The organism is Streptomyces sp. NPDC086147 (assembly GCF_040702165.1).
Lineage (GTDB): Bacteria > Actinomycetota > Actinomycetes > Streptomycetales > Streptomycetaceae > Streptomyces.
Genome location: NZ_JBFBJO010000016.1, coordinates 70,606 through 91,257 on the forward strand (window position 1 = coordinate 70,606; position 20,652 = coordinate 91,257).

General features: G+C 73.7%; 14 protein-coding genes. 4 read left to right on the forward strand and 10 right to left on the reverse strand.

Going from position 1 to position 20,652, the window contains the following annotated elements; translation table 11 throughout:
* Nucleotides 1–21: 21 nt before the first annotated feature.
* The 3 genes from AB0398_RS26925 to AB0398_RS26935 all read right to left on the reverse strand — a co-directional run bounded on the left by AB0398_RS26925 (nucleotide 22) and on the right by AB0398_RS26935 (nucleotide 3,340).
* On the reverse strand, nucleotides 22–1,578 hold the full coding sequence (locus tag AB0398_RS26925; RefSeq protein WP_366378203.1) for an MFS transporter: 1,557 nt from the start codon (nucleotides 1,576–1,578) through the stop codon (nucleotides 22–24).
* Between the two features lie 98 nt (nucleotides 1,579–1,676).
* On the reverse strand, nucleotides 1,677–2,090 hold the full coding sequence (locus AB0398_RS26930; protein ID WP_366378204.1) for a RidA family protein: 414 nt from the start codon (nucleotides 2,088–2,090) through the stop codon (nucleotides 1,677–1,679).
* The gene (locus AB0398_RS26935; protein ID WP_366378205.1) at nucleotides 2,087–3,340 is read right to left on the reverse strand and encodes an acyl-CoA dehydrogenase family protein; all 1,254 of its coding nucleotides are present in this window, start codon (nucleotides 3,338–3,340) and stop codon (nucleotides 2,087–2,089) included. The genes AB0398_RS26930 and AB0398_RS26935 overlap by 4 nt, the downstream gene beginning before the upstream one ends.
* Nucleotides 3,341–3,478: 138 nt before the next feature.
* Between AB0398_RS26935 and AB0398_RS26940 the strand changes: the two genes are divergently transcribed.
* The 4 genes from AB0398_RS26940 to AB0398_RS26955 all read left to right on the forward strand — a co-directional run bounded on the left by AB0398_RS26940 (nucleotide 3,479) and on the right by AB0398_RS26955 (nucleotide 8,366).
* Nucleotides 3,479–5,101, forward strand: a complete 1,623-nt coding sequence (locus tag AB0398_RS26940; protein WP_366378206.1) for an AMP-binding protein — start codon at nucleotides 3,479–3,481, stop codon at nucleotides 5,099–5,101.
* Between the two features lie 100 nt (nucleotides 5,102–5,201).
* A complete protein-coding gene (locus AB0398_RS26945; protein WP_366378207.1) occupies nucleotides 5,202–6,029 on the forward strand; it encodes a PaaX family transcriptional regulator C-terminal domain-containing protein in 828 nt (275 codons plus the stop codon).
* Nucleotides 6,030–6,210: 181 nt separating this feature from the next.
* The gene (locus AB0398_RS26950; RefSeq protein ID WP_366378208.1) at nucleotides 6,211–6,774 is read left to right on the forward strand and encodes a dihydrofolate reductase family protein; all 564 of its coding nucleotides are present in this window, start codon (nucleotides 6,211–6,213) and stop codon (nucleotides 6,772–6,774) included.
* 83 nt (nucleotides 6,775–6,857) lie between these two features.
* Nucleotides 6,858–8,366: a DUF4246 domain-containing protein gene (locus AB0398_RS26955; protein ID WP_366378209.1), complete on the forward strand. Its 1,509-nt coding sequence runs from the start codon at nucleotides 6,858–6,860 to the stop codon at nucleotides 8,364–8,366.
* Between the two features lie 16 nt (nucleotides 8,367–8,382).
* On the opposite strand, the gene AB0398_RS26960 is transcribed toward AB0398_RS26955, so the two are convergent.
* The 7 genes from AB0398_RS26960 to AB0398_RS26990 all read right to left on the reverse strand — a co-directional run bounded on the left by AB0398_RS26960 (nucleotide 8,383) and on the right by AB0398_RS26990 (nucleotide 20,523).
* A complete protein-coding gene (locus tag AB0398_RS26960; protein ID WP_366378210.1) occupies nucleotides 8,383–12,738 on the reverse strand; it encodes a serine protease in 4,356 nt (1,451 codons plus the stop codon).
* A gap of 48 nt (nucleotides 12,739–12,786) precedes the next feature.
* Nucleotides 12,787–13,176: a CU044_2847 family protein gene (locus AB0398_RS26965; protein WP_366378211.1), complete on the reverse strand. Its 390-nt coding sequence runs from the start codon at nucleotides 13,174–13,176 to the stop codon at nucleotides 12,787–12,789.
* Between the two features lie 100 nt (nucleotides 13,177–13,276).
* Nucleotides 13,277–15,598, reverse strand: a complete 2,322-nt coding sequence (locus tag AB0398_RS26970) for a bifunctional salicylyl-CoA 5-hydroxylase/oxidoreductase (RefSeq protein WP_366378212.1) — start codon at nucleotides 15,596–15,598, stop codon at nucleotides 13,277–13,279.
* The gene (locus tag AB0398_RS26975) at nucleotides 15,583–16,410 is read right to left on the reverse strand and encodes an enoyl-CoA hydratase family protein (protein ID WP_366378213.1); all 828 of its coding nucleotides are present in this window, start codon (nucleotides 16,408–16,410) and stop codon (nucleotides 15,583–15,585) included. Before AB0398_RS26975 ends, AB0398_RS26970 begins: the two co-directional genes overlap by 16 nt.
* 154 nt (nucleotides 16,411–16,564) lie before the next feature.
* Entirely contained in the window at nucleotides 16,565–17,968 is a 1,404-nt protein-coding gene (locus AB0398_RS26980) for an amino acid permease (RefSeq protein ID WP_366378214.1), read from the reverse strand.
* Between the two features lie 121 nt (nucleotides 17,969–18,089).
* The gene (argF, locus tag AB0398_RS26985) at nucleotides 18,090–19,136 is read right to left on the reverse strand and encodes an ornithine carbamoyltransferase (protein ID WP_366378215.1); all 1,047 of its coding nucleotides are present in this window, start codon (nucleotides 19,134–19,136) and stop codon (nucleotides 18,090–18,092) included.
* Between the two features lie 154 nt (nucleotides 19,137–19,290).
* A complete protein-coding gene (locus tag AB0398_RS26990; RefSeq protein ID WP_366378216.1) occupies nucleotides 19,291–20,523 on the reverse strand; it encodes an arginine deiminase in 1,233 nt (410 codons plus the stop codon).
* Nucleotides 20,524–20,652: the final 129 nt, after the last annotated feature.

Consider the following 20,652-nt stretch of genomic DNA (forward strand, 5'->3'; position numbering starts at 1 on the left):
CACTCAGGCACCGCCGGCCTCCTAGCCGCCCGGCATCATGCCCCCGCCCCCCTTGAGGCGTTCGATGTCCGAGGCGCGGACCTGGATGACGACGAGGGCGATCAGGGCGGCCACCGCGGCGAAGATCGCCGCCGTGACGAAGCCCGCCGAGACACCGGAGGTCAGCACCTGGTCGCCCCAGGGCGGCGGGAGCTGGCCGGTCTCGGCGAACCGGGCCTTCTCCAGGGGGCCCGCCTGGGAGAGGAAGGCGGGGACCTGCTTCTCCGCCTCGTTGCGGCTGGCCGTGCCGAAGACCGTGACCAGGATCGACAGGCCGAGCGAGCCGCCGACCTGCTGCATGGCGTTGAGCAGGCCGGACGCGGCGCCCGAGTCGCGCGGTTCGACGTTCGAGAGCGCCATGATGGTCAGCGAGACGAACATCAGGCCCATGCCCAGGCCGAAGACCAGGATCGGGCCGAGGATGCTCCCCGCGTACGTGGAGTCCACGTTCGTCAGGGTCAGCCAGGCGAGGCCCGCGGCGGCCAGGACCGAGCCCGTCACCATGAAGGGCTTCGTGCCGTACCGGGGCAGCAGGTTCGACGTGAGCCCGGCGCCGACCGCGATGATCGCGCTGACCGGCAGGAACGCCAGACCGGCCTTCAGCGGGCTGAAGCCGAGCACCTGCTGCACGAAGAGCGTGAGGAAGAAGAACATGCCGAAGATCGCCGCCGCCAGGCACAGCATGATGGCGTAGGTGCCCGAGCGGTTGCGGTCGGCGAACATGCGCAGCGGGGTGATGGGCTGCTGGGAGCGGCGTTCGACCAGGATGAACGCGGCCAGGAAGACGACCGCCGCGACGAACGAGCCGATCGTGTACGGATCGCGCCAGCCCTTGTCCGCGGCGCGGATGAACCCGTACACCAGGGCCACCATGCCGATCGTCGAGGTGAGCGCGCCGGTGAGGTCGAAGTGGCCGGGGCTCGGCTCCGACTCCTTGACGTGCCGGGGCGTCAGGAAGGCGATCACCAGGGCGATGGGCACGTTGACGAAGAAGATCCAGCGCCAGTCGAGCCACTGGACGAGCATGCCGCCGGCCACCAGGCCGATCGCACTGCCGCCGGCCGAGACGGCGGCGAACACCCCGAAGGCGCGGTTGCGTTCGGGGCCCTCGTCGAAGGTCGTGGTGATGAGGGAGAGCGCGGTCGGCGAGGCGATGGCGCCGCCGACGCCCTGGAGGGCGCGGGCGGCGAGGAGTTGCCACTCGCTCTGCGCCAACCCGCAGAAGAGCGAGGCCAGTCCGAAGAGCAGCACGCCGAACATGAAGACCCGGCGGCGGCCCAGGATGTCGCCGCAACGCCCGCCGAGGAGCAGGAGCCCGCCGAAGGTGAGCGTGTAGGCGTTGACGACCCAGGCCAGGCTGGTGGTCGAGAAGTCGAGGGCGCTCTGGATGTGCGGGAGCGCGATGTTCACGATCGTGATGTCGAGGACGACCATCAGCTGGCAGGAGGCGATCACGAACAGGGCGATGCCCTTGCCGTCTCCGCCGCTCCCGCGGTGCGCGGTCGGCGCGGGAGTCGTCGGCTTCGGGGTGCTAGACATGAGCGGTCATGGCGCGTAACGCCCTCACGGGAGGGAGCCGTGGGCCGGTCGGCCCACTTTTTCGACCCTAAGCCCGGTCCGTGAGGGCGACCAGTTGATCAAGCGTGCACGGGCTCGTCCAGGACGGCGAAGCCGTCCAGCTCCACCAGGGCCTGTTCGTCCCAGAGGCGTACGACTCCGATCACGGCCATCGCGGGGTAGTCACGGCCCGCCAGCCTCCGCCAGATGCCGCCCAGTTCACGGGCGTGGGCGCGGTAGTCCTCGACGTCGGTGGCGTAGACGGTGACCCGGGCGAGGTCGGCGGGGGTGCCGCCGGCGTGGCGCAGGGCGGTGAGGAGGTTGGCGAGGGCGGTGGTGAACTGCTCGGGGAGGGTCTCCCCCACGACCGTGCCGCCGGAGTCGAGCGCGGTCTGCCCGGCGAGGAAGACGAAGCGGGTGCCGGTGGCGGTGACGGCGTGGCTGAAGCCGGTGGGCGGGGCGAGGTCGGCGGGGTTGTGGCGGTGCAGGCTCATGGGGCCGGCTCCTTCCTGGGGAAGGCGTGTCCCTGTTGCCCATGGTGTCCCTTTTCCCCATGGTGACGGAGTTCCTCGCGGTGACGGAGTTCCTTCTCTTGCGGGGCCTCCTCGCCGTGAGGGGCCTCCTCGTCGCGACGGGCGTACAGGTCCTTGGCGATGATCGTGCGCTGGACCTCGGTGGCCCCCTCGTAGATCCGGGGCGCGCGGACCTCGCGGTAGAGGTGTTCCAGGAGGTGGCCGCGCTGGAGGGCGGCGGCGCCGTGGAGCTGGACGGCGGAGTCGACGACGTACTGGGCGGTCTCGGTGGCGAGGAGCTTGGCCATGGCGGAGCGCCGGGGCACGTCCGGGTCGCCCCGGTCGTACGCGCTCGCCGCAGCGTGGACGAGGAGGCGGGCGGCCTCGGTACGGGTGGCCATCTCGGCGATCCGGTGGGAGACGGCCTGGAGGTCGGCGAGGACGCCGCCGAAGGCGGGGCGGGCGGCGGTGTGGGCGAGGGCCGCGTCGAGGGCGGCCTGCGCCATGCCGACGGCGAAGGCGCCGACACTGGGCCGGAAGAGGTTCAGGGTGCCCATGGCGACCCGGAAGCCCTGGTCCGGGGCGCCGAGGAGATCGTCGGGGCCGACGGGGACCCCGTCGAAGGTGAGGGTGCCGAGCGCGTGCGGGGCGAGCATGTCGAGCGGTTCGCCGCCGAGGCCGGGGCGGTCGGCGGGGACGAGGAAGGCGGTGACGCCCCGGGCTCCGGCGCCCCGGGTGGTGCGGGCGAAGACGGTGGCGAAGTCGGCCTCGGGGGCGTTGGAGATCCAGCGCTTCTCGCCGTGCAGGTGCCAGCCGCCGCGTCCGTCGGGGACGGCGTCGAGGGCGAGCGCGGCGGCGTCGGAGCCGGCGTCCGGCTCGGAGAGCGCGAAGGCGGCGACGGCACGGCCGGCGGTGGCCTCGGGGAGCCAGCGGGCGCGCTGGGCGGGGGTGCCGAAGGCGGCGACGGGGTGGGTGCCGAGGCCCTGGAGGGCGAGGGCGGTCTCGGCCTCGGTGCAGACCCGGGCGAGGGACTCGCGCAGGAGGCAGAGGTCGAGGGCGCCGGCCCCGAAGAGGCGGGAGAGGAGGCCGAGGTCGCCCAGGGCGGCGACGAGGGGGCGGTTGACCCGGCCGGGTTCGCCCCGCTCGGCGAGGGGCTTCAGGCGTTCGGCGGCGAGGGCGCGGAGCTCCGCACACCAGGTGGTCTGTTCCGGTTCGAGCGAGAATGCGGGCATGTGGGCCCTCTCCGGCGCCCTTGGGCGCCCTCGTCTCGGCGCCTCCCGGCACCCTTGTCGCGGACCGTTGACTGTCGTCACCGACACGATACGCTCGTGGAGCGACGGGCGACCCCACCACGACAGGGGGACGGACTCATGGAGCTGACACCCTCGGCGCACCTCGACACCTTCGCCCGCGACCGGCTGCCGGCGCCGGAGCGGTGGCCCCGGCTCCTCTTCGGCCTTCCGGAGCTGACGTACCCCGACCGGCTCAACTGCGGGACGGAACTCCTCGACCGCACGATGGAACGGTTCGGCGCCGACCGGCCCGCCTTCCACGACGGCGACGGGGTGGTCTGGAGCTACGGGGAGCTGCGGGACCGGGTCGACCGGATCGCCCACGTCCTCACCTCCGACCTGGGGCTCGTGCCCGGCAACCGGGTCCTCCTGCGCGGGCCGACCACCCCCTGGCTGGCCGCCTGCTGGCTCGCCGTGATGAAGGCCGGCGGGGTCGCCGTCACCGTTCTGGCCCAGCAGCGCGCCCCCGAACTGGCCGTCATGGCGGACGCGGCCCGCTGCACCCACGCGCTCTGCGACGTCCACTCCCTCGACGAACTCCTCTCGGCCCGGATCCCCGGGCTCCGGATCACCCCGTTCGGCGGGGACGGGCCGGACGACCTGCTCGCCCTCGCCGCCCGCCGCCCCGGCCCGTACGAGGCCGTGCCGACCGCCGCCGACGACGTGGCCCTCATCGCCTTCACCTCCGGCACCACCGGCCGCCCCAAGGGCTGCGTCCACTTCCACCGGGACGTCCTGGCCGTCGCCGACACCTTCTCCGCGCACGTCCTGCGCCCGCTGCCCGACGACGTCTTCGCCGGTTCGCCGCCGCTCGCCTTCACCTTCGGCCTCGGCGGGCTCCTCGTCTTCCCCCTGCGGGCCGGCGCGAGCGCGGTCCTCCTCGAACAGGCCGGCCCGAAGCAGCTCCTCGCCGCGATCGAGCGGCACCGGATCTCGGTGCTCTTCACCGCACCGACCGCCTACCGGGTGATGCTCGGCGAACTGGCGCAGGGCGTCGCCCCCGACACCGGCTCGCTGCGCCGCTGCGTCTCCGCCGGGGAGAACCTGCCGGAGGCGACCTGGCGGTCCTGGTACGCCCGTACGGGCCTGCGCCTGATCAACGGCATCGGCGCGACCGAGCTGCTCCACATCTTCCTGTCGGCCGCCGACGGCGACATCCGCCCCGGCACCACCGGCCGCCCGGTCCCCGGCTGGCACGCCAGGGTCGTCGACCGGGAGGGCCGGGAGGTCCCGGACGGCGAGGAGGGGCTGCTCGCGGTGCGCGGCCCGGTCGGCTGCCGCTATCTGGACGACCCCCGCCAGACCGAGTACGTGCGGGACGGCTGGAACGTCACAGGCGACACGTACGTCCGCGAGCCCGACGGCTGGTTCCGGTACGTCTCCCGGGCCGACGACATGATCATCTCGGCCGGGTACAACATCGCCGGGCCCCAGGTCGAGGAGGTCCTCCTCGACCACCCCGACGTGGTGGAGACGGCCGTGGTGGGCCGCCCGGACGAGCTGCGCGGCCAGGTCGTCGTGGCGTACGCGGTGGTACGGGACGGGGTGCCGCGCGACGCGAGCACGGCCGCCGCGCTGCGCGCCTTCGTGCGGGCCCGCCTCGCCCCGTACAAGTCGCCCCGCGAGATCGTCTTCCTGGACGCGCTGCCGCGCACGGCGACGGGCAAGCTCCAGCGCTTCCGGCTGCGGGAGCCGGTGTGACCGGGCCCGGCGGCACCCGCACCCGTGGCCCGCACCCGCACCCGGTGCGACCTCGTCTGACGTGTGCACATCCCACGCACCCACCGCCTAAAGTGATCACGTGGCCGAGCAGCACACCCCCCGATCCCTGATCGTCTCCCTCTACGGCGCGTACGGGCGCACGTCCGACGGTTCGCCGACGCCGGTGGCCGCGCTCGTCCGGCTGCTCGCCGTCCTCGGCGTGGACGCGCCCTCGGTGCGCTCCTCGGTGTCGCGCCTCAAGCGGCGCGGCCTGCTGCTGCCGCGCCGGACGGCGGACGGGGCCGCCGGGTACGCCCTCTCGGAGGACGCCCGCCGGCTCCTGGACGACGGCGACCGCCGGATCTACGCCCGGGGCGAGCCGAAACTGTCCGAGGGCTGGGTCCTGGCCGTCTTCTCGGTGCCCGAGGCCGAGCGGCACAAGCGGCACCTGCTGCGCTCCCGGCTCGCCCGCCTCGGCTTCGGGACGGCGGCGCCGGGCGTCTGGATCGCGCCCGCGCGTCTGTACGAGGAGACCCGCAACACCCTGGAGCGGCTCGGCCTCTCCCCGTACGTGGACCTCTTCCGGGGCGACCACCTGGGGTACGCGGCGACGGCGGAGGCGGCGGCCCGCTGGTGGGACCTGCCCGCCATCGCGGCCCTGCACGAGGAGTTCCTGACGGCCCACGAGCCGGTCCTGCGCACGTGGCGGACGTCCCCGGGCGATCCCGGGGACGCCTACCGCGACTACCTGCTCGCCCTCGACTCCTGGCGCCGCCTCCCCTACGCGGACCCGGTCCTCCCGGCGGAGCTCCTCCCCGACGACTGGCCGGGCCGCCGCTCGGCGGAGGTCTTCGCGTCCCTGCACGAGCTGCTGCGGGACCGGGGGGCGGAGTTCGTACGGCCCTTCCTGGCCGGGTACGGGGAGTAGGGCGCCGCGCGCCCCCGCTTCCGGGACCAGGGCGGCGACGGCGCTTCGTCCCCGACGGGGATGGTGCGCAGGGGCGTTCGACCGGTCGTCCGGACCCGGGCGGGCTCCCGCGCGTCGTGACGGGTCCCCCGGCGTCCGGCGGCCGTACTGTCGGATACCCCGTCACCGAGGAGGACTTCCGATGCGCAGAGTGACCTATTCGATGGGCGTCTCGCTCGACGGCTACATCGTCGGGCCGGACGGCGGCTTCGACTGGTCGGGGCCCGACGAGGAGGTCTTCCGCTTCTGGATCGACGACATCCGGGGGGTGGACGTCCACCTGATGGGGCGGCGGCTGTACGAGACGATGCTGTACTGGGAGACCGCCGACCGGGACCCGTCGCTCGACGCCCCGACGCGCGAGTGGATCTCGCTCTGGAATCCGCTCCCGAAGGTGGTGTTCTCCACCACCCTGACGGAGGTGCGGGGCAACGCCCGGCTGGCCTCCGGGAGCGTGGCGGAGGAGATCGGGCGGCTGCGGACCGAGCCGGGAGGGGGCGAGATCGCGATCGGGGGCGCGACCCTGGCCGCCGAAGCGGCCGCGGCGGGGCTGATCGACGAGTACCGGACCATGGTCCATCCGGTGCTGGTCGGCGGCGGCATCCCGTTCTTCCCCCGGGACGAGCGCCGGGTGGACCTCGAACTCGTCGAGAGCCGCACCTTCGGTTCGAAGGTCGTCTACCTCCGCCACCGCGTGGTGCGCTGAGGCCCCGCCGGGCCGCAGCCGCGGTGTCGGTCCTCCGCAGTATCGTTCCCGCCATCGCACACCGACCGTGAGGAACGAGAGCATTGTCCGCCCTGTCCGCTTTCCCCTTGCCCTTCCAGTCCTCCCGCTCCATAGCGTCCGCGACGCCCAGGACGCTGCGGGAACTCCAGATGATCGAGTGCAGCGCGCACATCCGGGAGAAGCCGGACTGGTCCGAGAAGATGCACGACCCCGAGATCGTCGGCAGGTGGACGCGGGAGGCGGTCGCGCAGGGGCTCACCGAGGCACAGGTCCGTCACGTCCTCGCCGAACTCGCCCACTACGCCGCCCTGCGGGACGGGCGGACCGGCGCCGAGGTGTCCGGCGTCGACGGCGTGTGGCAGTCGGACGCGCTGGTCGACGACGGGCTCCGGTCCCGGCTGCGCGAGGCGGTCCGGGTCCTGGAGGAGGTGCCCGAGGCGGAGAGGGACTGGCATCCCGGATCGGACGGCCAGGTCCTCGACCTGGTCCACCCCTCGCTGTTCTGCCTGGTGAGGGAGGTGAGCGGGGCTCCCGAGGAAGCCTGGCGGAACCCGACGGACAGCTACTCGAAGCACGAGTTCTCGGAGCGGTTCCAGTGGCTGCCCACGGACGTCGAGGTCGACGAGGACGGCGCCGTCGCCTTCCGTTCGTACGTCAACAACGTCCACCCCGAGGACCATCGCGAGCTGGCCGCCGTCCTGCCGGAGCTGTTCGCACGCTTCCGCCCGCTCCTGGAGAACGTGCTCACCGATCTGCGCCACCCCCGGCCCCCGCGGATCGAGGCCGACCCCTACGGGTGGTACGACTCGGAGCCGGAGTACCCGCACAAGGCCTCCTTCACCGATGAAAGGGCCTACCGCGACGCGCTCGACGCGTGGGGACAGGCCCACGAGGAGTGGTGGGAGAACCGCCGCCCGGTCGTCCCGGACGCCCCCGACTTCACCCCGCCCGCACTGCCCGACGCATCCGCCCGGGTCGACCTGCGCGGCCGTCGCCTCCAGGTGATCGTCAAGCTCGCCACCCTCCACCTCACCCCGGAGAAGCCCGAGTACGCCGGCGGTTCCTGGCACGTCGAGGGGATGCTGAACGAGCGGATCGTCTCGACCGGCCTCTACTACTGGGACAGCGAGAACATCACCGAGAGCCGGCTGGGCTTCCGGGCGGCGCTCGACGACCCCCACTACGCGCAGAACGACGACAACGGCCTGCGCGAGGTCTACGGCCTGGAGGACGAGGACGCGCTGAACCAGGTGCTGGGATCGGTGGCGACCCCGGCGGGCCGCTGCCTGGCGTTCCCGAACACCCTCCAGCACCGCGTCGCCCCGTTCCGCCTCGCGGACCCCGCCCGCCCGGGACACCGCAAGATCCTCGCGTTCTTCCTGGTCGACCCGTGGGAGCGGATCGTCTCGACGTCCGACGTACCCCCGCAGCAGCCGTGGTCCGACACCTCGACCATGACGCGCGCGCAGGCCGAGGAGTACCGCGAGGAGCTCATGCGGGAGCGCAAGTTCTTCGTGGACGAGCACAACGAGCAGGTCTACGAACGCGAGTTCTCCCTCTGCGAGCACTGAGCCGCCGGCGTCGCGCTCAGCGGGCGGGGCACGTCCTGTCCGGCAACCGGCCGGGCAGGCCGATGCGTTCGGCGTCGGTGAGGTCCCGGCCGAGCACGTCGCAGAGGTGCCGTTTCCACAGGGCGGGGTCGAGGCGGGTCAGGAGGAGGGGCTGCCCGCCGAACGCGGAGGAGAGGGAGCCGCCCCGCTCCGGCGAGCCGAGCAGGGCCTTGCCGTCCCGGCTCGCGGCGAGGACGCGCTGGTTCTCGGCGAACTCGTAGGTGTCCCGCCGCGACGGGTCGTCCGCCCTCATGAAGGTCACGGAGTTGCCGGCGGCGAGGAAGTACTCCGCCCCTCCGGGATTTCCGGTCGCCCAGTTCTGCGGGCGCAGCGGCCCGAACGAGCCCGTCACCCGGCGCGGTGGCCGGCCCGGCTCGACGGACCACAGTTCCAGCATGCGCCCCGTGGTCAGTACGGCCAGGTGGCGCGTGTCCTTGAGGAAGTAGGCGGTGAGGAAGTCCTCGGCGAACCGGATGCGGAGCTCCTTCCGCTCCCGGCCCGTGCGCAGGTCGACGACGTGCAGGTCGGACTCCTCGTACACGCTGACCAGCAGCGACTCCGGTTCGTGGTGGGGGCCCACGAAGTAGGACGGCCGGTCGCGGGTGGTCAGCCGGAGGTCGTCCAGGTCGATCGGAGGGGCGAGGCGGCGTCCCGTGCGGGCGTCCCACTGCTCGACGTGCGGACCGGCGACCGTGACGAGGCGGTCACCGGGCAGGAGGACGAGGTGGACGGGGCCCGGCTTCCCCTCGTCGTCCACGGGCGGTGCGGCCGTGGTGAACTCCGTCAGGCGTTCCAGGGAGGGCAGTCGGCGGACCGTCACCCGGTTCCCGTCCGACACGTCCGCCATCAGGGTCTCCGCACCGTCGACGGCGATGAGCTGGTCCTCGGCCGGCGGTTTTCCGGCCCCGACGGCCGCCTCGGCCAGGACGCGGTTGTCGCCCTCGGTCTCCACGACGCCCAGGGACTCGCCCTTCTTCCCGAGCCGGACCAGCATCGTGCTCCCGTCCCCGAGCAGCCTCGGCACTCCGTGGGCGGTCTTCCCCCCGGCGGACGCCAGACGCCGTCCGGTGATCGAGTTCTCGTTCACGGCGACCACGACGGGCTCCTTCCCGGAGCCGAGCAGGGGGAGCCCTCCGTCGATGTCGAAGCGGCTCATGCCCGAGGGGGCGAGGAACTCCCGCGGCCGGGCGGTGCCGTGGGTGTCCACGACGTACCAGGTGTTGTACTCGCACACGGTGAACCGGTCGCCCGCGGCGTCGAGGATGACGGGTGCGCACAGGGTCTCGCCGGAGCGGTGGGTGCGCAGGACCCGCCCGTCCGCCACGCGTATCGCCCGGTAGAGGGCCTTGCTGGGGGACGTGGCGTCCGTCTCGCCCGGGTGGCAGGTGACCGCCGTGGTCCCGTCGCTCGACACGGTCGAGCCGTCGGCGTCCATGCCCTCGTCCAGTTGCCGCGCCCCGTCGGCCCGGACGTCGAACGCCAGCAGCAGCTCGGTGCCGGTCCCGGCGCCGTTCACCAGCAGCGTGTCGCCGTCGGGGCCGAACCTCACGGACCGGATCCCGGTGATCCTGTTCGCCAGGTCGCGCGGTCGCTCCGTCTCCAGGTCCCAGACGCGTGCGGGGGAGGTCGGGGAGCCCTCCTCCGCCTCGACGAGGAAGCGGGCGTCGCGCGAGAAGTCGACGAGCTTGTGCGGGCGGGCCCCGTTCCCGTCCGCCTTGCCCGGCGGGTCCTCCAGCGGATGCGCCGGCCCCAGCAGGCTCTTCCCCCCGGGGGTGACGTCGTGCCAGACGACCACGCCGTCCCCGTCGCGCACGTAGGCGACGCGCCGTCCGTCGTGGCTGACGACGGGGGACGTGGCGTTGGTGCCGAGGCGGAAGCTCTCCTGGCGCACCCCGCCGCCCTCGGCGCGCAGGAACAGGGTCGCGCGTCCGACGTCGGACGCCACCAGGGTCACCGCTCCGTCCCCGCTCATGTCCGCGCCGCCCCCGCCGAGGAGCGATCCGTTGATCATCCCCTCCGCGCCCGACAGGATCCAGGTGACGTCCTTGACCTCGGTGTAGCGGCGCAGCAGCGCGTTGCGGGCCTCCTGGGTCGGTGCGATCTCGTACGCCGCGAGCGCGGCCAGGGCGGCCTGTCCCGGGTTGGAGTCGGTCAGTCCGTCCGACTGCACCGCCAGGCTGCGCGACCGTCCCTCGGCCTCGCGCTGCGCGCTGACCCGCGACTGCTGCGCGAGGAAGGTGCCGAGGCCCGCGATCAGGGCGAGCGCCAGGGCCGCCGCTCCCCACTGCGCCCGGGTCCACCGGGTCCGCGTGCGCTGCCGGCGCCGTGCCAGTGCGAGGAACGCGCGTTGCGGCGCGGTCAGTTCCTCCTCGCGTCCGTGCAGGCGCTTCTCCAGCGCCGCCAGGTGCGGGGACCGGGGCAGCAGGGAGGCCGGGCGGCCGGCGTCGGTCCACCGCTCCAGGTCATGCTGCGTCTCCGCCCGTGCCGCGAGGAAGCCGGCGTCGACGCGGACCACGTCCGCCAGTGCCGGCCAGACCGTGATCAGCGCCTCGTGTGCCAGTTCGGCGCTCTCCGGGTGTCCGTCGCCGCCCGACAGCACCAGCAGACGGCGCTCGGCCAGGGCCCGTGCCAGGGCCCAGCGCTCCTCCCCGGCCTCCTGGCGGGCGAGGGCCCGCCGCAGGGTGACGTCGCCGCCCGGCAGCACGCGGACCAGGCCCGCGAGGAGCCGTCGCGCCTCCGGCTCGTCCTCCGGCCGGACGCACTCCCGCCAGGCCTCCTCCGCGTGGTGCCGCAGGGCGCCGGTGACCCCGCCGGTCTCCTCATACGCCGACGCCCGCAGCCGGCCCGCGTCGCGCCGCTCCCACAGCCGCTCCAGGACGAAGCCGAGGAGCGGCAGGACGCCCGGTTCGCCGCCCGCGTCGTCCAGGATGCGCCGGTCGAGGCCGGGGTCGTAGTCCACCGCGGGAACGTCCCGGAGCGGTCGGGTGATCACCGCGTGGAGCTGGTCCCGGGTCATGGGCGTCAGCGGCAGCGTCGCGGACCGCCGCAGCGCCGGGCCCAGGCGGGGATGGTTCAGGGCCGCGTCCACGCAGTCGGCGCGCAGCGTCAGGAGGACCCGCAGTCCGGTGGGCGGACGCGGCGGAAAGAGCAGGTCGAGGGCGTCGGCGAGGTCGGCGTCGGGGAGGTCGAGGAGCGCCTCCGCCTGGTCGAGCACGACGAGCAGGCGCGCGGCCGGGCGGCCCGTGGCGCGGTGGAACGCGTCGGCGAGCCCCAGCCTGCCCAGCCACGCCTCCACCCGGTCGGCGTCGACGGTCGGTGGGGAGGCAGGTTCGGCCGGTTCGGTCCGTGGGAGGTCGGCGGAGGCCGGTTCGGTCCGTACGGAGCCGGTGGAGGACGCTCCGGCCGGTCCGGAGAGTTCCGTCGCGAGCGCCGCGCGCAGGTTCCCGACGCGTCCGGAGTCGACGGTCAGCACGTCATGTCCGGCCCCGCGCATCCGGGGCACCACTCCCGCGAAGGCGAGCGAGGACTTGCCGCAGCCGGAGGGTCCGTACAGGGTGACGGCCGGGCGGTCCCCGCGCAGCGCCGTGACCACCCGGTCGACGTCGTCCTCCCGGCCGAAGAACATCCCGGCGTCGGCCTCCCGGAAGGCGGCGAGGCCGCGGAACGGCGACTTCGGGAGCAGGACGGCGGCGAGTGCGGGCACCTCGCGGGCCAGTGCGCCGGTGCGCAGCACGAACGCCTGCTGGGCCTCGCGCACCGGCTGGGCCGCCACGACCAGGCCGACCGCCGCGCCCAGGCGGTCGTCCCAGACGGGGCTGCCGCTGAAGCCGGGCCGGACGTGGACCGCCTGGCCGTCCGTCCGCGACAACTGCGCCCAGCCGCGCCCGGTGGAGCCGCGGAAGCGTCCCCCGTGCCAGATGCCGTCCGGGTGCTCGTCGGGGAAGCCGACGGTACGGGTCTCGTGGTCCCAGACGTCGCGCGCGTCGGCCATCGGCAGCGGGAACGCTCCGGGCAGCGGACCGGCGAGCCGCAGCACCGCGACGTCACCGCTCTGGTCGTCCCTGGTCGCGACCCAGTGCAGGACCTCGGCGGGCGCGGCGGGGACGCCGTCGGCGAGGGGCAGGTCGACCTCGACCCGGGCGCCCGGGCCGACGGCGGTGTCCCGGGGCAGGTCGAGCGCGTCGGACACCACGTGCGCGCAGGTGAGGACCCATTCGCCGGTCACCAGGAAGCCCGCCCCGGCGATCGTGCCGTCCCGCCCTCTGATCCGGACCACCGCCGACGCGATCACCGACTCCGGTCCCCCGGCACCGGCGGGCCTCTCCTCGGTCATGGGCACCTTCCGGTCGGCAGCGGGCCTGTGCTGGATCGAGTCCCCGCCTCAAGGGGTGTTCGACGGATCGGGTTCGGACAGGCCCTGGCCCCGGCCGTCGTCGCTCCGCGCGTGCCAGGTCAGGCTGACGGAGAAGTTCGCCGCCGCGGAGGAGCCGGCGATGAGGACCTTGGCGTCGGCCGACAGCGACATGCCGAACTCCAGGGTGGCCTCGTCCGGTGGTGTCGCCATCCCCCGGCACTGCCCGACGAATGCGTCCGCCACCGGGCGGACCACGCCGAGGACCTGGTCGAGGGACTGCTCGGCGCGCGCCACCGCGCGGCCGCCGCGGCCCACGCGCACGAGGCTCTCGTCGGCGTCGCTCACCTGGACCCGGACGACGTCGTCGCCGTCCCCCGTGGGCACTTCCACCGTGCAGAAGGGCTGTCGTTCACTCAAGGGCCGCACTTCCTTCAACTCGAAGCAGATGTCAACTCGGCCTGCGAAAAGCCTTGTTGATGCTACCGAACGGCAGAAGGCGACGGCAGGCGGTCCGGACTCAGGGGGATTCCCGGTCGCCGCGGCCGGTGGGCGGGCGGCGGCTGCCCGCGCGGTACGGGTCCGGCCAGGGGGCCGCCGGGCCCTCGTAGCCCTGTTCGGCCGCGGCGTGGAGGGTCCAGTGGGGGTCGTAGAGGTGGGGGCGGGCGAGGGCGCAGAGGTCGGCGCGGCCCGCCAGGAGGAGGGAGTTGACGTCGTCCCAGGAGGAGATCGCGCCGACCGCGATCACGGGGATCCCGGTCTCGTTGCGGATGCGGTCGGCGTACGGGGCCTGGTAGGAGCGGCCGTACGCGGGGGTCTCGTGGGGGACGACCTGGCCGGTGGAGACGTCGATCGCGTCGGCGCCGTGCGCGGCGAGGGCGCGGGCGGTCGCGACGGCGTCCTCGGCGCTCGTGCCGCCCTCGGCCCAGTCGGTGGCCGAGATCCGGACGGTCAGGGGCCGGTCGTCGGGCCACGCCTCCCGTACCGCGTCGAGGACTTCGAGCGGGAAGCGGAGGCGTCCTTCGAGGTCGCCGCCGTAGGCGTCGGTGCGGTGGTTGGTGAGCGGGGAGAGGAAGCCGGAGAGCAGGTAGCCGTGGGCGGCGTGGAGTTCGAGGAGGTCGAAGCCGCTGCGGGCGGCGCGCCGGGCGGCGGCCGTGAACTCCTCGCGCACGGCGGTGAGTCCGGCGCGGTCGAGGGCGGCCGGGGTCTGGTTGACGCCGGGCCGGTACGGGAGGGGCGAGGCGGCGACGAGGGGCCAGTTGCCCTCGGGCAGGGGCCGGTCGATCCCCTGCCACATGCGCCGGGTGGAGCCCTTGCGGCCGGAGTGGCCGAGCTGGACGCCGATCGCTGTGCCGGGGGCGCCCGTGTGGACGAAGTCGGTGATCCGGCTCCAGGCGGTAGCCTGTTCGTCGGTCCAGAGGCCGGTGCAGCCGGGGGTGATGCGGCCGGCGGGGCTGACGCAGACCATCTCGGTCATGACGAGTCCGGCGCCGCCGAGGGCCCGGGAGCCCAGGTGGACGAGGTGGAAGTCGCCGGGGACGCCGTCCTCCGCGACGTACAGGTCCATGGGGGAGACCACGATCCGGTTGCGCAGGGTCAGTCCGCGCAGCCGGAAGGGGGTGAACATGGGCGGGGTGCCGGGCGGGCAGCCGAAGTCGTCCTCGACGGCGGCGGTGAGGGCCGGGTCGCGCAGGCGCAGGTTGGCGTGGGTGACGCGGCGGCTGCGGGTGAGGAGGTCGAAGGCGAAGCGGCGGGGCGGGCGGTCGACGCGGTCCGCGAGCTCCTCGAACCAGTGCAGGCTGGCGGCGGCGGCGCGCTGGGTGGAGGCGACGGCGGGGCGGCGCCCGGCCTCGTAGGCGGCCAGGGCCTCCTCCGTGCTGCCGTGCGCGTCGAGGCCGTCGGCGAGGGCGAGGGCGTCCTCGACGGCCAGTTTGGTGCCGGAGCCGATGGAGAAGTGCGCGGTGTGGGCGGCGTCGCCGATGAGGACCGTGTTGCCGTGCGACCAGCGGTCGTTGACGACCGTGCGGAAGGCGGTCCAGGCGGAGTTGTTGGCGCGCAGCCTCCGGCCGCCGAGCGCTCCGGCGAAGATCTCGGCGCAGCGGGCGGTGGATCCGGCCTCGTCCAGGGCGTGGAGTCCGGCGGCGCGCCAGACCTCCTCGCGGGCCTCGACGATGACGGTGGAGGAGCCGGGCCCGTAGGGGTAGGCGTGGAGCTGCATCACGCCGTGCTCGGTCTCGGCGGTCTCGAAGCGGAAGGCGTCGAGGGCGAAGTCGGCGGCGAGCCAGATGTAGCGGCAGCGGTGGGTGGTGATCCGGGGGCGGAAGTGCGCGGCGTACGTCTCGCGGGTGCGGCTGTGGACGCCGTCGGCGGCGACGACCAGGTCGTGTCCCGCGGCGAGTTCGGCGGCGGGCGGGGCCTCGGCGCGGAAGCGGAGCCGTACGCCGAGGTCGGCGCAGCGGGCGTGCAGGAGTTCCAGGAGCCGGCGGCGGCCGAGGGCGGCGAAGGCGTGGCCGGTGGAGGTGGTGCGCCGGCCCCGGTGGACGACGTCGATGTCGTCCCAGCGGACGAGTTCGCGGTCGAGCGCCGCGTACGCGACGGGGTCGGCCTCCCGGATGCCGCCGAGGGTCTCGTCGGAGAGGACGACGCCGAAGCCGAAGGTGTCGGTGGGCGCGTTCCGCTCCCAGACGGTGACCTCGCGCCGGGGGTCCCGCCGCTTGAGCAGGGCGGCGGCGTAGAGCCCGCCGGGGCCGCCGCCGACGACCGCGACGCGGTACGGGGACGGGGGCGCGGCCCGGGGCCCGCGGGGGTCCGGGGCGCCCGGCGCGGTCAGCGGCCCCGCCATTTCGGGGGCCTCTTCTCGGTGAAGGACGCGTGGAACTCGGCGTAGTCCTCGCCGTGCATCAGGAGGGCCTGGGTGGCCGCGTCCAGTTCGACCGAGGCGGCGAGGGGCATGTCGAGTTCGGCGGTGAGCAGGGCCTTGGTCTGGGCGAGGGCGAGCGCGGGGCCGTCCGCGAGGCGCCGGGCGAGGGCGGCGGAGCGGGCGTCGGCGGCGCCCTCCTCGGTGAGTTCGCTCAGGAGGCCGATGCGCTCGGCCTCGGCGGCGTGGACGGGCTCGCCGAGCATGAGGAGCCGGGTGGCGTGGCCGAGGCCGACGACCCGGGGCAGCAGGTAGGCCGCGCCCATGTCGCCGCCGGAGAGGCCGACCCGGGTGAAGAGGAAGGCGAAGCGGGTGGTGGGGTCGGCGATCCGGAAGTCGGCGGCGAGCGCGAGGACCGCCCCGGCGCCCGCGGCGACGCCGTGGAGGGCCGCGACGACGGGAAAGGGGCATTCGCGCAGGGCGCGGACGACCTGGCCGGTCATCCGGTTGAAGTCGAGGAGCCGGGCGGTGTCGAGGGCGAGGGTGGCGCCGATGATCTCGTCCACGTCGCCGCCGGAGCAGAAGCCGCGGCCCTCGCCGCCGAGGACGAGGGCGCGGACGGTCCGCTCGCGGGAGAGCTCGGCGAGGAGGTCGCGCAGGTCGGCGTAGGCGCCGAAGGTGAGGGCGTTGAGCTTCGCGGGCCGGGCGAGGGTGACGGTGGCGACGCCCTCGTCGACGTCCAGGCGCAGGTGTCGCCAGCGTGCGGTGCGGGGCGCGGAGCCGGTAAAGGGGCTCATCCGGAACGGCCTCCTTCCTCCGTATCGGAGCGTATCACCGTCCTGTGACTGTCGTCACGAGTACGCGATAGGAGGGTGGTCGTCCCGCGGCTTCCCCCGGGGCGTGTCCGGCGGATCACGGCCGGGGCCGCGCCCCCGATCCGCCGGACACGTCCTACCGCGCGGCGAGCCGCGAGTTGCGGCGCCCGTAGACCGCGTACAGCAGCCCGCCCGCGACCAGGAAGACCGCGAACTGGAGCCAGGTCGTCCAGCCCGTGCCCCAGATCAGGTACAGGCAGAAGCCGATGCCGAGGACCGGGCTCAGCGGGAAGAGCGGCACCCGGAAGGAGCGCGGCAGCTCGGGGGCACGGCGGCGCAGCACCATCACCGCGAGGTTGACGACCGCCATGACGGCCAGGGTGCCGATGGTGGTCAGGTCGACGACCACGTCGAGCGGGGCGAAGGCGGCCGGCACGGCGAAGACCGCGGCGACGATCCAGGTGTTGGCGACGGGGGTCGAGGTCTTCGGGGAGACCCGCTCGAAGACCCGGGGGACGAGCCCGTCGCGGGACATCGACATCAGGATGCGGGTCTGGCCGTACATCACCGCGAGGACGACGGAGGCGATGGCGACGACCGCGCCGAAGGCGACGATCCCGCCGCCGACCGACGAGCCGGTGACCTCGTCCACGACGACCGAGAGCGCGGCCGGGCTGTTCGCGACGGCGTCGGCGCCGATCGCCCCGATCGCGGAGAGCGCGACCGCGCAGTAGAGCAGGGTGACGAGCCCGATGCAGACGAGGATGGCGATCGGGATGTTGCGGCGCGGGTTCTTCACCTCCTCGCCGGCCGTGGTGATCGCGTCGAAGCCGATGTACGAGAAGAAGGCCACGGAGGCGCCCGCGGTGATGCCGGCGGCGCCGCTGCCCGTGAACGGCGAGAGGTGCCCGTCCTGGAAGGCGGAGAAGCCGATGGCGCAGAAGACGATCAGGATGCCGATCTTGAGGACCGCCATGGCGGCGGTCGCCCGGGCGCTCTCGCGGACCCCGCGCACGAGCAGGGTCGCGGCGAGCAGGATCACGATCACGGCGGGCAGGTTGACCACGCCGCCCTCGCCCGGCCCGGCGGAGAGCGCGGCGGGCAGCCGCAGGCCGACCAGGCTGTCCAGGAGTTCGTTGAGGTACTGGCTCCAGCCCACCGCGACGGCGGAGACGGACACGCCGTACTCCAGGAGCAGGCACCAGCCGACGAGGAAGGCGGCCCGCTCGCCGAGGCTCGCGTAGGCGAAGGAGTACGAGGAGCCGGAGACCGGGATCGCGCTGCCCAGCTCCGCGAAGGAGAAGGCGGTGAAGACGCAGGTGATCCCGGCGAGCACGAAGGAGACCACGACCGCGGGGCCGGCCTCCGCGACGCTGTCGGAGAGGCCGACGAAGATGCCGGTGCCCACGATCGCGCCGACGCCGAAGCAGACGAGCTGGAAGAGGCCCATGGTGCGCTTGAGGCCGTGGCCTTCGAGGTCGGCGCCGGACTCGGCGATGAGCTGCTGCGGCGTCTTGATCCGCGCGGCGGACGGGGGCATGCGGGGGTTCTCGTTTCTGGTGCGGGCACGCGAGAGGGGGGTTCGGGCTTACCTGCCCGAACCCCCCTGAACCGTGCGATCGTAAACCGCACCGCGCATGTTCACCCAATCGGGCGCAACGCTATGCCCCGGCCCCGGTCCCGACGTCGGCCCCGGCCCCCGCCCCGGTCCCCGCCATCGTGGCAACCAGGACCGCCTTGATGGTGTGCATCCGGTTCTCGGCCTGGTCGAAGACGACCGAGTGCGCCGACTCGAAGACCTCGTCGGAGACCTCCAGCTCGGTCAGGCCGTGTCGGGCGTGGATGTCGCGGCCGACGGCGGTGCCCAGGTCGTGGAAGGCCGGCAGGCAGTGCAGGAACCGGACGTCCGGGTTCCCGGTGGCGCGCAGCACGTCCATGGTCACGGAGTACGGGGCGAGGGCGACGATCCGCTCGTCCCAGACCTCCTTGGGCTCGCCCATGGAGACCCAGACGTCGGTGGCGACGAAGTCGGCGCCCCGGACCCCCTCCGCCACGTCCTCGGTGAGGGTGACGGTGGCGCCGCTCTTCTCGGCGAGCTCGCGGGCCCGGTCGACGACCTCCTCGGCCGGCCAGTACGTCTTCGGGGCGACGATCCGGACGTCCATGCCGAGCAGGGCGCCGGTGACCAGGTAGGAGTTGCCCATGTTGAAGCGGGCGTCGCCGAGGTAGGCGAAGGCGACCTCGTCCAGCGGCTTGTCCGTGTGCTCGGTCACGGTGAGCACGTCGGCGAGCATCTGGGTGGGGTGCCAGTCGTCGGTGAGGCCGTTGAAGACGGGCACGCCCGCGAAGGCGGCGAGCTCCTCGACCGCGGCCTGGCTGTCCCCCCGGTACTCGATGCCGTCGAACATCCGGCCGAGCACGCGGGCCGTGTCCTTGACCGACTCCTTGTGGCCCATCTGGGAGCTCGCGGGGTCCAGGTAGGTCGTGGAGGCGCCCTGGTCGGAGGCGGCGACCTCGAAGGCGCAGCGGGTGCGGGTCGAGGTCTTCTCGAAGATCAGGGCGATGTTCCGGCCGTGCAGCCGCCGCACCTCGGCGCCCGCCTTCTTGGCGGCCTTGAGCTCGGCGGCGAGCGCGACCAGCCCGCGGAACTCCTCGGCGGTGAAGTCCAGCTCCTTGAGGAAGTGGCGGCCGATGAGGTCTGTGGCCATGGGTCGCGCTCCTGTGGGTACGGTCGGGGGACGGCGATCGGGGACCATGGAAGTCTATACGTACTTCAACATTTATATACAGCCCCCTCCCGGCACCCTCCTCGCCGCCGACCCGGTGCCCTCCCGGCGCCCTCCCCAGTGCCCCACCGAGGTCTCAGACGGCGTCCCGCTCCACCGGACAGCTCATGCAGCGCGGGCCGCCCCTCCCCCGGCCCAGCTCGCTGCCGGGGATCTCGATCACCTCGATGCCCTGCTTGCGCAGGTGCGTGTTGGTGGTGACGTTCCGCTCGTACGCGACGACCACCCCCGGCTCCACGGCGAGCACGTTGCACCCGTCGTCCCACTGCTCGCGCTCGGCCGCGTGCACGTCCTGGGTGGCGGTCAGGACCCTGACCTCCGGGAGCCCCAGGGCCGCCGCGATCGCGCCGTGCATCCGCTCCGGCGGGTGGTCGGTCACCCGCAGGGGCTGCCCCGCGTCCCCCGGCTCGATCGTGTACGAGCGGAGCATGCCGAGCCCCGCGTACTGGGTGAACGTGTCCTGGTCCACCATCGTCATCACCGTGTCCAGGTGCATGAACGCGCGCCGCTTCGGCATGTCGAGCGCGACGATCGTGCGCGCCGAACCGGCCGCGAACATGCCCCGGGCCAGCATCTCCACCGCCTGCGGGGTGGTGCGCTCGCTCATCCCGATGAGCACGGCGCCGTTGCCGATGACCAGGACGTCCCCGCCCTCGATCGTCGACGGGTAGTCCGCCTGCCCCTCCGACCAGTGGTGGAAGGGGCCCGCCTCGGGCCCGGTGAAGAGCGGGTGGTGCTTGTAGATCGCCTCGAAGTGGACCGTCTCGCGCTGCCGGGCCGGCCAGCGCATGGCGTTGATGGAGACGCCGTCGTAGATCCAGGCCGAGGTGTCCCGGGTGAAGAGGTGGTTGGGCAGCGGGCCGAGGACGAAGTCGTCCAGGTCGAGGGCGTGGAAGCGGACCGAGGTCGGCTCCCGGTGCGCCGCCAGGAACTCCCGCTTCGTCATCCCGCCGACGAGCACCTCGCCGAGCGCGACGGCGTCGAGCGAGTCGAAGGCCGCCCGGAGGTGGTCGGCGGCGAGCGGACCGTACTCCTTCTCGTCGAAGACCCGGTCCAGGACGAGCGCGCGGGCGGCCGGCACCTTGAGCGACTCGCTCAGGAGGTCCGCGAAGAGGTGCACCTCCACCCCCCGGTCCCGCAGCACGTCGGCGAAGCCGTCGTGCTCCTGCCGGGCCCGCCGCACCCAGAGCACGTCGTCGAAGAGGAGGGCGTCCTTGTTGGTCGGGGTGAGCCGCTTCAGCTCCAGATCGGGGCGGTGGAGGATGACGCGGCGCAGCCGCCCGGTCTCGGAATCGACATGGAATCCCATGGGTCCATCCTGACGGAGGGGGGCCGCCCCGGCGCGTGTTTCGGCACAGGGCGGGTGCGCGGGGCCGTGCTCCCCGCGCACCCGTGGGGTTCCGGCTCGAAGCGTCGGGCCGACCGGCTCAGAGCCTCG

Coding starts and splice junctions, on each gene's coding strand:
- AB0398_RS26990 (WP_366378216.1), bottom strand. CDS start 20,523: ATGGGATTCCATGTCGATTCCGAGACCGGGCGGCTGCGCCGCGTCATC.
- AB0398_RS26975 (WP_366378213.1), bottom strand. CDS start 16,410: ATGAGCCCCTTTACCGGCTCCGCGCCCCGCACCGCACGCTGGCGACAC.
- AB0398_RS26935 (WP_366378205.1), bottom strand. CDS start 3,340: ATGCCCGCATTCTCGCTCGAACCGGAACAGACCACCTGGTGTGCGGAG.
- AB0398_RS26930 (WP_366378204.1), bottom strand. CDS start 2,090: ATGAGCCTGCACCGCCACAACCCCGCCGACCTCGCCCCGCCCACCGGC.
- AB0398_RS26925 (WP_366378203.1), bottom strand. CDS start 1,578: ATGTCTAGCACCCCGAAGCCGACGACTCCCGCGCCGACCGCGCACCGC.
- AB0398_RS26970 (WP_366378212.1), bottom strand. CDS start 15,598: ATGGCGGGGCCGCTGACCGCGCCGGGCGCCCCGGACCCCCGCGGGCCC.
- AB0398_RS26960 (WP_366378210.1), bottom strand. CDS start 12,738: ATGACCGAGGAGAGGCCCGCCGGTGCCGGGGGACCGGAGTCGGTGATC.
- AB0398_RS26940 (WP_366378206.1), top strand. CDS start 3,479: ATGGAGCTGACACCCTCGGCGCACCTCGACACCTTCGCCCGCGACCGG.
- AB0398_RS26980 (WP_366378214.1), bottom strand. CDS start 17,968: ATGCCCCCGTCCGCCGCGCGGATCAAGACGCCGCAGCAGCTCATCGCC.
- AB0398_RS26950 (WP_366378208.1), top strand. CDS start 6,211: ATGCGCAGAGTGACCTATTCGATGGGCGTCTCGCTCGACGGCTACATC.
- argF (WP_366378215.1), bottom strand. CDS start 19,136: ATGGCCACAGACCTCATCGGCCGCCACTTCCTCAAGGAGCTGGACTTC.